11 protein-coding genes are annotated in these 13,223 nt (G+C 72.6%); 5 read left to right on the top strand and 6 right to left on the bottom strand.

Annotation, left to right across the window (positions count from 1 at the left end):
- Window positions 1–80 precede the first annotated feature (80 nt).
- Both ACQP10_RS10510 and ACQP10_RS10515 read right to left on the bottom strand, forming a co-directional pair.
- Window positions 81–2,342, bottom strand: a complete 2,262-nt coding sequence (locus ACQP10_RS10510; protein WP_433541278.1) for an alpha/beta fold hydrolase — start codon at window positions 2,340–2,342, stop codon at window positions 81–83.
- A gap of 8 nt (window positions 2,343–2,350) precedes the next feature.
- On the bottom strand, window positions 2,351–3,304 hold the full coding sequence (locus tag ACQP10_RS10515; RefSeq protein WP_346020582.1) for an ABC transporter ATP-binding protein: 954 nt from the start codon (window positions 3,302–3,304) through the stop codon (window positions 2,351–2,353).
- Window positions 3,305–3,468: 164 nt separating this feature from the next.
- Here ACQP10_RS10515 and ACQP10_RS10520 point away from each other — a divergent pair, with 164 nt between their 5' ends.
- On the top strand, window positions 3,469–4,719 hold the full coding sequence (locus ACQP10_RS10520) for a sensor histidine kinase (protein ID WP_346020581.1): 1,251 nt from the start codon (window positions 3,469–3,471) through the stop codon (window positions 4,717–4,719).
- On the top strand, window positions 4,704–5,375 hold the full coding sequence (locus ACQP10_RS10525) for a response regulator transcription factor (protein WP_346020580.1): 672 nt from the start codon (window positions 4,704–4,706) through the stop codon (window positions 5,373–5,375). Before ACQP10_RS10520 ends, ACQP10_RS10525 begins: the two co-directional genes overlap by 16 nt.
- A gap of 259 nt (window positions 5,376–5,634) precedes the next feature.
- Here ACQP10_RS10525 and ACQP10_RS10530 read toward each other — a convergent pair whose 3' ends face one another.
- From ACQP10_RS10530 to ACQP10_RS10545, 4 genes are all read right to left on the bottom strand, one after another.
- The gene (locus ACQP10_RS10530) at window positions 5,635–6,276 is read right to left on the bottom strand and encodes a TetR/AcrR family transcriptional regulator (protein ID WP_433541279.1); all 642 of its coding nucleotides are present in this window, start codon (window positions 6,274–6,276) and stop codon (window positions 5,635–5,637) included.
- Window positions 6,277–6,449: 173 nt separating this feature from the next.
- Complete coding sequence (locus ACQP10_RS10535) at window positions 6,450–8,234, bottom strand: bifunctional metallophosphatase/5'-nucleotidase (RefSeq protein ID WP_433541280.1); 1,785 nt, start codon at window positions 8,232–8,234, stop codon at window positions 6,450–6,452.
- A gap of 253 nt (window positions 8,235–8,487) precedes the next feature.
- A complete protein-coding gene (locus tag ACQP10_RS10540) occupies window positions 8,488–9,087 on the bottom strand; it encodes an NADAR family protein (protein WP_389997514.1) in 600 nt (199 codons plus the stop codon).
- Between the two features lie 178 nt (window positions 9,088–9,265).
- Window positions 9,266–9,787, bottom strand: coding sequence for an O-acetyl-ADP-ribose deacetylase (locus ACQP10_RS10545; protein WP_433541281.1), 522 nt, complete (start codon window positions 9,785–9,787; stop codon window positions 9,266–9,268).
- A gap of 178 nt (window positions 9,788–9,965) precedes the next feature.
- Here ACQP10_RS10545 and ACQP10_RS10550 point away from each other — a divergent pair, with 178 nt between their 5' ends.
- From ACQP10_RS10550 to ACQP10_RS10560, 3 genes are all read left to right on the top strand, one after another.
- Window positions 9,966–10,718 carry a peptidylprolyl isomerase gene (locus ACQP10_RS10550; protein WP_346020575.1) on the top strand — a complete coding sequence of 251 codons (753 nt, stop codon included), beginning with the start codon at window positions 9,966–9,968 and terminating at the stop codon, window positions 10,716–10,718.
- A 157-nt stretch (window positions 10,719–10,875) separates the two neighbouring features.
- Window positions 10,876–11,637 (top strand): NUDIX hydrolase, encoded by a 762-nt coding sequence (locus ACQP10_RS10555; RefSeq protein WP_433541282.1) that lies wholly within the window; start codon window positions 10,876–10,878, stop codon window positions 11,635–11,637.
- A gap of 263 nt (window positions 11,638–11,900) precedes the next feature.
- A complete protein-coding gene (locus tag ACQP10_RS10560) occupies window positions 11,901–13,025 on the top strand; it encodes a GH12 family glycosyl hydrolase domain-containing protein (RefSeq protein ID WP_433541283.1) in 1,125 nt (374 codons plus the stop codon).
- The last annotated feature ends 198 nt before the right edge of the window (window positions 13,026–13,223 follow it).

Below are 13,223 nucleotides of genomic sequence, written 5' to 3' on the forward strand. Positions count from 1 at the left end.
AGGGCCACGCCGGCGACCAGGCCGATGAGCGACCAGATGGGAAAGATGTGGACGTGGAAACGGGGTCGCGCGGTCGGTGGTCACCCGGTGGCCTGGCAGGTGGTGCCCGGAGGCGGGAGTCTCAGGCTCGTCAGGTAGCGGTTGACGTGGGCGGTGACGCAGCCGCCCTTACCGTAGAGGTAGAGCATGTGGCCGTGTCCCTCGTACCGGATGCTCGACGAGCCCGGCACATGGCGGATGATGCTCGCGACCTCATCGTGATCCGTCCAGCTGCCGACCCCCAGAAACGGCGCCAGCCCACGGGCGGGCAGCGGCGCCGGCGGGTTGGTGACGGGCGCGGGCCAGCCGACGCAGGCCAGCGGCCACCACGCCCGCTGTCCCGCGAAGTTCGGCGACAGCTCCTGCGCCCTCCCGAGCGCCCTGCGGTAGGCGGCGTAGCTCCCGTACCCCGCGCCGTCCAGGCAGTGCGTCATGTTCTGCCCGATGAGCGAGGGGACTTTGGGGCTGGCCGAGGCCTGTCTGACGTAGTCGGCGAACCCCGAGGCGTCGCCGTCGGCGGCCTTCTTGATCGCGTCGGCCAACTGGACCCAGCGCGGGACCTCGGGCTCCTGACCCGGTGAGGTGAAACTGGGGGCTGCGGCGACCTTCAGGTCGAGCCCGGTGTAAGCGGCCCCGGACGGATCGTTTTTCACCGGCACCGGTGAGCGGTCCGCGGCGGTCACCAGCCGGCGCCACACCTCGCCGACGTCCTGGCCGCGCAGGGCGCAGGCCGTGGCCGAACGGCACCAGGCGGCGAACCGCTCCATCTGCCGCTCAGCCCGCTCGTACATGCGGGGCTCTTCGGCGGCGGTGTCCTCGACGTGACCGGTGGTGCCGTCCATGACCATGGCGCGGATGCGGGAGGGGAACAGGCGAGCGTAGGCGGCCGCGGGATGTCCGCCGTAGGAGTTGGCGAGGAAGCTCAGCCGTTCTTCGCCCAGGGCGACGCGGACCGCCTCGATGTCCCGTGCGACGGAGGCCGAGTCCATGTGGTCGAAGAACTCCGGATCGGCGGCGCGGCACCGTTGTGCGTGTTCGCGGTTCGTCCGCGCGAGCGCGGCGTACTCGGCACGGTCGTCCGGCAGGGTGATCCACGGGCCGGTGGCGAGGCACGCGTACGGCAGCACGCCGCCGGGCTTGACGGTGTTGCGCGGGGCAAAGCTGATCACGTCGAAGCGGTCACGCAACTGCGCGAACTTCCCGTGGAACTGCTTCAGGTCGTCGATGCCCGACGCTCCGGGGCCACCGGGGATGGAGAAGACCGTGCCGATCCGGCGTTCGCTGCCGGAGGCGGGCAGAAGGCCGAGCGGGATGGTGATCTTCCGCCCTGCGGGCTTCTTCCAGTCGAGGGGCACCTGGACAGAGGCGCACCGCATGTCCCGGGGGGCGTCCTTGTCCTCGCACGGCCGCCAGGCCGGCGAGGACGGCCCGGTATCCGCCGAGTCGCCGGAAACGGGCACCGCCACCAGGCCGGCCAGGAGCGTTGCGGCGGCGCCGACGACCATGACCCCGCCCTTGCGTCCCTTCCGCGCGGTGACCGCCGCGCCCGCCGTCAGCGCGGCGGCGAGGTAGGCGACGAGCAGCGCGGCCGCCGCCGGCGGGGACAGCAGGCCGCCGCCCACCCCGGCGATCTGGGTCGGCAGATTATCGATCATGTACGAGCCGGCCTGCGCCCGCAGCGGCGACGGCAGGGCCTGAGCGACGACCGGGAGCACCAGGAAGATCATGACGAGCGCGACCAGACTCCCGGGAGTGGAGCGGAGCGCCGCGCCCACCCCCAGCCCGATCAGCGTCGCAGCCGCCATGGACAGCCCGGCGACCACCACCGAGGCGAGCACTCCCGGGTCGGAGAGCGGGGTGCCCAGGGTCTGCCCGTCGATCAGCAACTGACCGGCGCGCTCGCCGAGCACGGCCTGGGCGGCCAGGTGCATGGCGAATGCCAGCAGCTGACCGGCGACCAAGGTGACGGCGGCCAGGCCAGGGATCTTGGCGAACAGGAACAGCTGCCGCCGCGGCACCGCCACCAGGCTCGTACGGATCATCCCGGTGGCGTACTCGGAGGTGATCGTGAGCGCGCCCAGCGTGCCGAACACGAAGTAGGCCAGAGGCAGTCCGGTTCCCAGCCCGTTCCCGTTGCCGGTGAAGCGCAACCGCTCCTCCGCCGTCTGGTGGTCGAACCCCCGGCCCATCAGGTACGCCACCCCCGCGCAGGCCAGCACGGCGAGCAGGGAGGCGGCCAGCAGATAGGCGTTCGAGCGCAGCGAGCGGAACTTGTACCACTCTGAGGCGACGGCATCCGCCATCCGGTCCATCATCGGGCCACCTCCGCGGTGACGGGGCGGGCGCCGTACTCGACGCTGTCCTCGGTGAGCTCCATGAATGCCTCCTCCAGCGAGGCGCTGCGTGGTGTCAGCTCCCGTAGCGCGATTCCGGCCCGCAGCGCCAGATCGCCGATCCCGGCGGCGTCCAGGCCCCGTACGGACAGGCCGCCGGTCCCGGGCCTGTCGTGCGTCGGCGGGTCCGCGTGCTCGGCGGTGACGGTCGCGCCGTGCGCGCGCAGGATCTGCGCCAGCCGTTCCGGGTGCGTCGCGCGCACGAGCACGTCGCGCTGGAAACGTGCGGCGAGCGCGTCCGTGGTCGTGTCGGCGATCAGCCGGCCGCGTCCGATGACGACGACGTGGTCTGCGGTGAGCGCCAGCTCGTTCATCAGATGGCTGGACAGCAGGACGGTGCGGCCCTGGGCCGCGAGCGAGCGCAGCAGGTCGCGGATCCAGCGGATGCCCTCCGGGTCCAGCCCGTTCAGCGGCTCGTCGAACATCAGCACCGCCGGGTCGCCCAGGAGCGCTGCCGCGATGCCCAGCCGCTGCTTCATGCCGAGGGAGAACCCGCCGATCCGCCGGTCCGCGACATCCTCCAGACCGACCTGGTCGAGGACCTCGGCCACCCGCCGGGGGCCGATGCCGTTGCTGCGTGCCAGGCAGCCGAGATGGGCGCGGGCCGTGCGGCCGCCGTGCACCGCCCCGGCATCGAGCAGCGCACCCATCGTGTGCATGGGCCGGCGCAGCGACGCGTAGGGGCGCCCCTCCACCAGCGCCGCGCCCGCGGCGGGGATCTCCAGCCCGAGTGCCGCTCGCATGGTCGTGGACTTGCCGGCGCCGTTCGGGCCCAGGAATCCGGTGACCAGGCCCGGTTTCACCGTGAAGGTCAGATCGTCCACGGCGAGCGTGCGACCGTACCGCATGGTCAGTCCCCTCACTTCGATCACGTCTCACCCTCATTCGTCTGTCTGATCACGCCCGACCAGCCTCGTGATCCGTGGCCTCGGCCTCCATGGGTGCGGTCCCACCGGCCGGGGTGGGAAAACGCCACCCCGGGGGTAGGTCTGGACCCACCGCCTTTCTCCTCATGGCAGGGCAGACTGCATCTGTGATGGGGACACGACCCTCGCGCGGCGGGCCGGCACGGAAGGCGGTCACCGGTCTGGCGGCGTACGCGCTGAACGGGGTGACCGGCCTGGCGTTGAACGCTGTCACCGGCCTGGCTGCGCTGACGCTGCTCATCCTGGTGTCGGCGAGCGCCGCCCTGGTGCCGGTGGCCGGTCTCGGGTCGGCGTCGCTCGCCCGCGTGCTCGTGGCCGTCCGCCACCTGGCCGGGTTCCAGCGCCGCTGGGCGGGTCAGGTGCTCGGCCTGGACAGCGCCGTGGACGGTGCCGGAGCCGGCGATCCCGGCCACTCGCGCGAGACCGGCGGGAGGCGGCGGGCCGGTCCGGCGTCCGCGCTGCGCGACCCCGGCACGCGGCGCGAGCTGGCCTGGCTGGCCGTGCACGGCGTCACGGGCCCCGCCCCCGTGGCGGTGGTGTGGGTGATGCTGTCCGCCCTGGACTACGTCTTCCTCCGGCTGCAGCCGGCCGAGACAAGCGTGCTGAACACGTTCGCTCTCAGCTTGTCCACCGTGGCCATCGCCGTGGTCGTCCTCATGGCCGTCCCGCTGTTCCGTACCGGCCAGGCACGGCTGGCGCGGCGGCTGCTGGACGCGGGGCCCACACCGGACGCGCGGATTCGGGAGCTGACCGCGTCACGGGCCGCGGTGGTCGACGCGCGCGCGGCCGAGCTACGCCGCATCGAACGCGACCTGCACGACGGCGCGCAGGCCAAGCTGATCGCCGTCCGCATGCACCTGGGACTGGCCCGCGGCTCCCGCGACCCGGACGAGATGCTGCGGATGATCGACGAGGCGCGGGAGATCGCCGGTCAGGCTCTGACCGACCTGCGCGACCTCGTGCGCGGCATCCATCCGCCCGTGCTGACCGACCGCGGCCTGGCCGGCGCCATCGAGGCGTCCGCGCTGCTCTGCCCGATGCCGGTCGAGGTCGACATCGACCTGCCCGGCCGCCCACAGCCGCCTGTGGAGTCCGCCGTGTACTTCGCCGCAGCCGAGGCACTGGCCAACGTGGCCAAGCACAGCGGCGCCTCACGCGCGTGGGTGCGACTGCGGCACACCGCCGGCGTACTCCGTCTGACCGTGGGCGACGACGGCCACGGCCCGGTCCGCCGCGACGGGGGCACCGGCGTGCGCGGCATCGAGGGCCGCCTGTCCGCCTTCGACGGCTCGCTCACCGTCAGCAGCCCTCCCGGCGGTCCGACCGAACTGACCATGGAGGTCCCGTGCGCGTTGTCATAGCCGAAGATCTCGCCCTCCTGAGGGACGGGCTGATCCGCCTGCTGTCGGCGAACGGCTTCACCGTCGTGGAGGCGGTGGACAACGGGCCCATGCTGCTGGCGGCGCTGGTCCGGCACCGCCCCGACGTGTCCGTGATCGACGTACGGCTGCCGCCCGGCTTCACCGACGAGGGCCTGCGCGCCGCGCTGGAGGCACGCGCCCGGGTTCCGGGACTGCCCGTGCTGATCCTGTCGCAGTACGTGGAACAGCTGTACGCCAGGGAGCTGCTGTCCGACCGCTCCGGCGGGGTCGGGTACCTGCTGAAGGACCGGGTGGGCGACGTCGACCGGTTCGTCGACGCGGTACGTCAGGTCGCCGCCGGCGGCACCGCGATGGACCCGGAGGTCGTCTCCCAGTTGCTGACCCGCCGCGACAGGGACGAACCGCTGGCCGCGCTGACGGCCCGGGAGCGTGAGGTGCTGACGCTCATGGCGGAGGGCATGTCCAACCTGGCCATCGCCGCCCGCTTCCACGTCACCGACAAGGCGGTCGGCAAGCACACGAACAACATCTTCGCCAAGCTCGGCCTTCCTCCGTCCGACGACCACAACCGGCGCGTCATGGCGGTCCTGACCTATCTGCAGGCCACGCCCGTCCCGCCAAGATCACCGATGTAGGCCGCCCTCTCGGGTCGCGCTCTCACGGCGCCGGCGATCAGGCCGTTCCTGCATGCGTGGGCCACTGCTGGTCCTCACCTTCCGTGTGGGGTCCTCCGGCGGGCCGACGGGACGCCCGCGGCGGCCGGTGGGACGGCGCGGGCGCCGCGGCGTGCGGCCTGCCGGTTCCCTACCCCGGCGTCCGGTTCGTACGGCCAGGCGTTCCCGAAGCCGTCCTCAACTCACGGCCTCGGAAAGTAGGTCGCCGGTGGGCCGGTGGTCAGCGACCCGGGGTGGAGGGCTCGGGCGGTCCGGCCGGCCCGGGGTCGGAAGGCGCGGGTTCGCGGGTGAGCGCGTCCATCGCCGTCGCCACGATGGCCTCCAGCGTGGCGCGGTCGGCGCCTCCCTGACCCGAGACCCGCAGCCCCGCGATCACCGCGTTGACGAAGCGGGCCAGGGAGCCCGCGTCGCGGGAGGAGGTGATGCCGCCCTCGCGCTGCCCCGCCTCCAGCGCCGCGCGCATGACGGCCAGCCGGCGCGCGGTGTCGCTTTCCAGCATCCCGGCCGCCTCCGGGTCCCGGTCGGCGAGCTCCACGACCGTGTTGACGGCCAGGCAGCCGCGCCGGTCGTCCGGGTCGTCGCCGATCACCATGGCGAACAGGGTGCGGATCCGCTCCGCGCCGGGCCTGCCCTCGTCCTCCAGGACGGCGAACTGGGCGGCGTTCATGGTCTCGATGTAGCGGGCCAGCGCGCGCTTGAACAGGTCGTGCTTGCTGGCGAAGGCGTTGTAGATGCTGCTGCGGCCCAGTCCGGTGGCGTCGCACAGGTCCTGGGTCGAGGTGGCCTCGTAGCCCTTCTCCCAGAAGGCGTGCATCGCCGCGTCCAGGGCCCGGTCCTCGTCGAACGTCCTCGGCCGTGCCATGCGGTCACCGTAGCACTTTTGGAATGATCGGTACAGTACGGCTCGCACCCCGCCGGGAGCCGCTTACGGCGAGTGGCCTTCGAGGGCCACGAGGACGGTACGGCCCACGTGGCCTTCCGGCGTACGGCCCGCGCGGCGACGACCGCCGCGCGGGCCGTACGGTCGGCCGGGGGTCAGCGCAGCGCGGTGGCCCGGTCGAGGGCCGGGGGCGTCACGGGGCCCTGGGCGAAGTGGGCGCGGAACGCCTCGTAGTCGCGGCTGCCGCGCACGGCGTCGGTGAACCCGGCGAACGCGGTGTAGCCGTCATCACCGATCAGGGTGTAGGCCAGGGCGGCGAGCCGGTAGGTGCGCCCGGTCTCCAGGGGCCTGCCGTCGATCAGGACGTCGGCGGGGTTCACCCGGTCGCCGACCGGCCGGGTGGCGTCGTAGGAGTAGCGGACGTTGCCGGAGACGGCCAGCGGGGCGAAACGCACCGAGCCGTTCGCCTGGGTCTGCCACTGCTGCTCCAGTGCCTGCTCGATCGCCGCGCCGGTGACGGAGACGGTGACCACCGGGTTGGCGTAGCCGAAGGCCGACCACGCCTCACCGAACAGCACCGTGCCGTCGGCGTCGGCCGGGTTGGTCCCCCTGGCGTACCGCAGGTCGCCGCGGAGCGCCACCGAGCCCTTGACCGGGGCGACGGCGACCATCGCGAGGTCGGCGTTCCCGCCCGGGGTGCGCCGGGAGTCGGCGTACTCGGCGTCGGCGGCGAAGTTGCCGAGCGTGCTCTCGCCGTCGGCGTCGCGGGTCCGCGTGAGGTCCCCGGTGATCGTGCCGACCGGCCGGGCGTAGGTCTGCCCGCCCCGGTTCACCCAGTGGTCGACGAGCGTGACCATCTCGGGGTCGGCGGGCACGTCACGGGTGACCGGGTGGTTGACCGAGGTGGTCGCCGAGCGGATCACGTCCCGGGTGGCCGGGTCGATCCGCAGGTTGATCTCGTTGATCAGCCTGCCGTGGTTGGCCGCCTCGACCACCGGGCGCGGGTCGCCCGCCGGGTCCGGCACCGAGCAGTTGAACAGGGCGTGCCAGTGGCCGGTGACGATCGCGTCGATGTCCGGGGTGACCTGCCGGGCGAAGTCGAACACCGGGCCCGTGGGGTTGGCGTTGCACCGGTCGTAGACGTCGCCCGCGGTGCCGCCCTCGTGCACGTTGGCCACGATCGCCTCCACGCCCCGGCGCTTCAGCTCGGCGGCGTAGCGGTTGGCGGTCTCCACCAGCGAGAGGTTGTCCAGAGTCGGCTGGTAGGAGGTCGAGCCGCCCACCGTGGTGGGGGTCGTCAGGTTGATGAAGCCCACCGGGATCTTCGGCCCGCGTTCCGGCTTCACCCACCGGATGACGTACGGCGCGAGCAGCGGCTTGTCCGACCCCTTGGCGGTGATGTTCGCCGAGGAGAACGGGAAGTCCGCGCCGTGGAAGCGCCGGCCGGTCGAGTCGGTGAAGCAGCTGTCCACGTCGACCTCGCCGAAGCAGCGGCCCTTGCCCATGTGGTCGCGCAGGAACGACGGCGACAGGTCGAGCTCGTGGTTGCCGACGGCGCTGAACTCCACGCCGACGCGGTTGAGGAACTCGATGGTCGGCTCGTCGGCGTGGTAGGCGACCTCGGTCGGCCAGCCGCTGAAGTTGTCGCCGGTGGAGAAGGTGATCGAGTTCTTGTGGCCGGCCCGGAGCCGCTTCAGGTGGGTGGCGATGTAGGGAGCGCCGCCGACCACGATCGTCCTGCCCTCGGCGTCCTTGACGGTGCCGTTGGCCGCGTCGTCGTGCGGGCGCAGATAGCCGTGCAGGTCGGTGATGGACAGCAGTTGCACGTCCACGGGCCGCTCGTGCGGCGGCCGGGCCTGGGCGATGCCCGGCTGGGTCGTGACGAGCGCGGTCAGGGCCAGGCCCGCCACGATGGGGAGCCTTCGGGGGAGGAGTCGCACGCGTGTTCCTTGGGGTCGTACGGGTTGGAGATCCCGTACAGCCGATCAGGCGCGCCTTACGACTTTCCACCAATTAGTTATCAAAAAGGAGAAATCTGAGGACTGCCCCCCAAGCTCCTTTTTGTTAATCAGTGTCGGCTTGCATCACCAAGCTGGCCTTATTTTTGAATTGTTCCTTATTTTGCCTTCTAGGGTTATTGTCCTTTTAGCCTGAAATGCACCTTTCTGTCCCCTCGATGACGCCGGTCCCGGCTCACCCCGCCCCGGGGAGGGTCGTCCCCGGCTCCCCCGGGTCGCCGTCCGCCAGGGCGTCGCGGGCGTCCATGAGGGCGAAGCCGAGGAGGTTGGACCCCCGCCAGGCGGTGGGGGAGGCGGCGCGCGCGTCGTCCGCCGCGAGCCCGATGCCCCAGACCCGGTCCACCGGGCTGGCCTCGACCAGGACCCGGCCGCGGGTACCCAGCAGGAACCCCCTCAGCTCCGGGTGCGCGCCGAACTTCGCGACACCGCCGCGCACCACGATCCCGTAGCGATGCTCGCGCCAGACGGCCTCGTCGAAGCCCCGGACCTCGCGGCCGAGCCGCTTGACCTCACCGGGATGCCGGGCGCCGAGGATTCGTTCGGCGGTCTCGTCGTCGCCGAACAACCACGCCTTGCGGGCCATCATGTAGTGCTCCGCGGAGCGGAAGACGTGCCCGTCCACCGTGAAGGGGGCCTCCCACCACTGGCTGAGGCACCCCGGGCCGACGCCTCCGCCGCGTGGCGGCCGGTGCCCCCAGAAGAACAGGTGGCGGAGCGCCACGCCGTTCCGCTCGGCGGTCACGGCCTCGGCGACCGAACGGGGGAGTCTGCTCATTCCGGACACCGGCTCACCATGTCACGCACGGCCGCGGCCGGGCCACCGGATTGACGGGCGCACCGCCTCAGCGCTCCACCGCCTCAGCGCCCCACCGCCCCGGCACGCCGCCGCCCCGGCACGCCGTACGGCTCAGCGGACACGGAACCACGGCGGGTCCGGCCGGCCGGGCACGGGACTACGGCCGGTCCAGCAGGCTGAGTGCCCGGTCGAAGGCGGCGTGGGCGTCCGCGGTGAACAGGACGAACCGCGCTTCCGACACCCGAGTGGCCGTGGCGCTCACGGTGCCGACCGCGATGCGGGCGGCGTCGTCCATCGGCCAGCCGTACACCCCCGCCGACACCGCGGGGAAGGCGACACTGGCCGCGCCGAGCTCGTCGGCGACCCGCAGCGACTCGCGGTAGCAGGAGGCGAGCAGCTCCGAACGGTCCTCGCCGGCGGAGAAGACGGGGCCGACGGTGTGGATGACCCAGCGGGCCGGCAGCTCGCCCGCGGTGGTGGCCACCGCCATGCCGGTCGGCAGCCCGTTGACGTAGCGGGAGGCGCGCAGCTCGCGGCACTCGGCGAGGATCGCCGGGCCGCCGCGCCGGTGGATCGCCCCGTCGACCCCGCCGCCCCCGAGGAGCGAGGAGTTGGCGGCGTTGACGACGGCGTCGACGTTCTGGGTGGTGATGTCCCCGAGGACCAGCGTGATTCTCATCGAAACTCCTTGAGCGTGGAGACCCCGGGCTTCGGCCGCGGGGAGGAGACCAGGCCCGTGATCTTCCACCGCGGCCGGTCTTCTCACATCCCGCCGGTGCGCCGAGCCAGGTCCTTGACGTCCTCGGTCAGATCGATTAGACCTCAGGAGGTCGTCGATCATCTCCCGGGAGGACACCATGTTCGACAGAGCGTTGCCGCGACGCGCGGCACGCGCCGCGATGGTCATGGCGGCGGCGGGCTCGCTGGTCACATCGGGAGTGATGCCCGCTTCGGCGGCCGAGGCCGGGGGCAGGCCGCCGAGGCCGACGAATGGTCCGTGTCAGTACACCCCGACCCCGGACGAGCCGGCCGCGCGCAAGGTGCCGCTGCCGGCGGACCCGCATCGCACCCCCACCCGCTCCGTCTCCGCGGTCCTCAAGACCAACCACGGCGACATCGGGCTCACCCTCGACGCGGCCAAGGCCCCCTGTACGGTGCAGAGCTTCGTGCACCTGATCCGGCACAGGTTCTACGACGCCACCTCGTGCCACCGGCTGACCGCCTATGACCGGCTGAAGGTGCTGCAGTGCGGTGATCCCGACTTCACCGGCGAGGGCGGACCGGGCTACCGGTACAAGGACGAGCTGCCCACCGATCTGCCGCCGTGGCCGGGTGACTCCACCGGGCAGCGCAGGACGTACGCGCGCGGAGTGCTGGCCATGGCCAACGCCGGGCCGGACACCAACGGCAGCCAGTTCTTCCTGGTCTACGGCGACTCCGGGCTGGCGGCCAACTACACGGTCTTCGGGACGGTCGACGCCGCCGGGCTCGCCGCCCTGGACCGCATCGCGGCCGGTGGCATCCAGCCCGTCGAGGGAGGCCCGACACCGCCGGTGGACGGCAGGCCCGCCCTCCCGGTCGACATCGGCGACGCCCGGATCCGGCACTAGTCGTCCGCGGTGACGCCTCCGCGACGGGTCGTCCGCGGAGGCGTCACCGCCGAACGCCGTTCCACCGCCGCGACCGTACGGCGGACGCGCCGGGGACCGGGCGGCGGGCACGCGCGAGGAGAGGGTGTGGGGCGTGAGGGCCGACGGAGACTCCGGCGTGCCGGGATCCTTGAGGAGGGTGCTCGCCGACGTCGCCGCCGAACGGGCCGCGCAGGACGCCATGTGGGGGATACAGGAGCACCCCGACGGCACCGGCCCCGAGGGCACGGCCGCCGCCGACCGCGCCAAGCGCGACCTCGACGAGGCCAAGCGCGTGGGCGGGGTCACCTGGCGGCACATCCTGCGCGAGGAGGTCCTGGAGGCGTTCGCCGAGGACGACCCCGACCTGCTGCGCGGCGAGCTGATCCAGGTCGCCGCCGTCGCCGTCAAGTGGGCGCAGGCCCTCGACCGGCGCGCCGCGACCGCGCCGCATCGGGTGCGCCGGACCCGGTTCACCGCGATCGTCGACGTGCACGTGATGTTCGTCCGCGACGGCGCGCTGCTGCTCGGGCGGCGGGCGAACACCGGGTACGGCGACGGCCTGTGGCACCTGCCCAGCGGGCACCTGGAGGCCGGGGAGCCGGTGCTCCGGGCCGCGGCCCGCGAGGCGGCGGAGGAGGTCGGCGTCACCGTCGACCCGGCGGACCTGACCTTCGTCCACGTCATGCACCGCGCCCCCGACCGGGTCGGGCTGTTCTTCCGGGCCGAGCGCTGGACCGGCGAGCCGTACAACGCCGAACCCGGCAAGTGCGACGGCCTGGCCTGGTATCCGATGGACGGGCTGCCCGCGGACATGGTCGACTACCCCGCGGCGGCCCTGCGGGCGATCGCGGAGGGGCGGGGCTTCGCGCTCCACGGCTGGGACGACCCGGAAAGCTGAGCCCGGGGGCGGTGAGCCCAGAGCGGTGAGCCTGGAGCGCTGAGCCCGGGGCGGCGGCCCCGGGCGTCCGGCGGCCTCCGGCAGGGTGGAGACGGGTGAAATTTTCACGGAACCCGCGACCCGCCGATGAGGATCGCACCTGGTGACCGGCCGGACGCGGCGCGGTACGACCGGGAGACCGTTTGCAGCGAGGAGACCGGACTTTATGGTGCGTCGTGCAGGAGGGACCCCACAGACGTTCGCGACCCCCGGAGCAGCGCACCATGACGGACACGAGAGAACGACGCGGCATGAGCCGGGCCGTCGCGGTGATCCTCGCCGCGCTCGGCCTGGTCCTCGCGGCGGGAGCGGTCGCCGCCCCGGCACGCGCCGACACGACCATCTGCGAGAAATACGGCTCGACCACCATCCAGAACGGCAGGTACATCGTCCAGAACAACAACTGGGGCGACGACACGACCCAGTGCATCAACGTCACGGGCACCGGCTTCACCGTCGCCCAGGCGAGCCACAACAAGCCGACGAACGGCGCGCCGGGCTCGTACCCGTCGATCTACGCCGGCTGCCACTACGCCAACTGCACCTCCGGCAGCGGCCTGCCGATGCGGGCCAGCGACAGCCGGTTCAACGGCGTCCAGACCAGCGTCAGCATGACCTACCCCGGCAGCGGGGTGTACGACGCCGCCTACGACATCTGGTTCGACCCGACCCCGCGGACCGACGGCCAGAACACCGGCGCGGAGATCATGGTGTGGCTCAACCGCGCGGGGCCGATCCAGCCGGTCGGTTCGCGGGTGGGCACGGTCAGCCTCGCCGGGGCCACCTGGGAGGTCTGGTACGGCAACATCGGCTGGAACGTGATCTCCTACGTCCGCACCTCGGCGACGAACTCGATCGGCTTCGCCGTGCGCACCTTCGCCGACGACGCGATCAACCGCGGCTACGCCCAGCGGTCGTGGTACCTCACCAGCGTCCAGGTGGGCTTCGAGCCCTGGGTGGGTCAGACCGGCCTGGCGGTGAACGACTTCTCCTACAGCGTCGGCGGGAGCGACGGCGGCGGCCCCGGGAACGGCGGGGGCGGCTGCTCGGCCGCCGGGGCCGCCCCGGCCCAGTGGTACAACGGCTACGTCGTCGATCCGGTCACCGTCACCAACACCGGCTCTGCTCCGACCAGCGGCTGGACCGTCACCTTCACCCTCCCGGCGGGGCACACGCTCTCCGGCTCCTGGAACGCCGTCGTGACCACCAGCGGGCAGACCGTCACCGCGCGCAACGCGAGCCACAACGGCTCCCTCGCGCCCGGCGCCAAGGCGAGCTTCGGCTTCCAGGTCACCCGTCCCGGCGGCAACCTCCAGGTGCCCTCCGGCTACACCTGCGCCGCGTCCTGACCCGGCCCCGGGGGCGCGGCACGCGCGCTCGGCCGTACCCCCGGGCCGTTCCGCCTCCCTCGCCCCCGACGCCTCGACCGGCATCGGGTTCAACGGCTCCTACGGCGCCGGCGACCCGGCCCCGGCCGCGCTCACCCCGAACGGCGCGCCCCGCACGGTGTCCTGAGGAGCGGAAGCGGCCGCGGCGGGTTAAACGAA

The sequence above is a fragment of the Streptosporangium sandarakinum genome, from assembly GCF_050942225.1.
Lineage (GTDB): Bacteria > Actinomycetota > Actinomycetes > Streptosporangiales > Streptosporangiaceae > Streptosporangium > Streptosporangium nondiastaticum.

Bases quoted from the DNA above. Each gene is read 5' to 3' on its own strand.
- ACQP10_RS10510 (WP_433541278.1), bottom strand. From the start codon at position 2,342: ATGGCGGATGCCGTCGCCTCAGAGTGGTACAAGTTCCGCTCGCTGCGC.
- ACQP10_RS10520 (WP_346020581.1), top strand. From the start codon at position 3,469: ATGGGGACACGACCCTCGCGCGGCGGGCCGGCACGGAAGGCGGTCACC.
- ACQP10_RS10530 (WP_433541279.1), bottom strand. From the start codon at position 6,276: ATGGCACGGCCGAGGACGTTCGACGAGGACCGGGCCCTGGACGCGGCG.
- ACQP10_RS10540 (WP_389997514.1), bottom strand. From the start codon at position 9,087: ATGAGCAGACTCCCCCGTTCGGTCGCCGAGGCCGTGACCGCCGAGCGG.
- ACQP10_RS10545 (WP_433541281.1), bottom strand. From the start codon at position 9,787: ATGAGAATCACGCTGGTCCTCGGGGACATCACCACCCAGAACGTCGAC.
- ACQP10_RS10550 (WP_346020575.1), top strand. From the start codon at position 9,966: ATGTTCGACAGAGCGTTGCCGCGACGCGCGGCACGCGCCGCGATGGTC.
- ACQP10_RS10560 (WP_433541283.1), top strand. From the start codon at position 11,901: ATGACGGACACGAGAGAACGACGCGGCATGAGCCGGGCCGTCGCGGTG.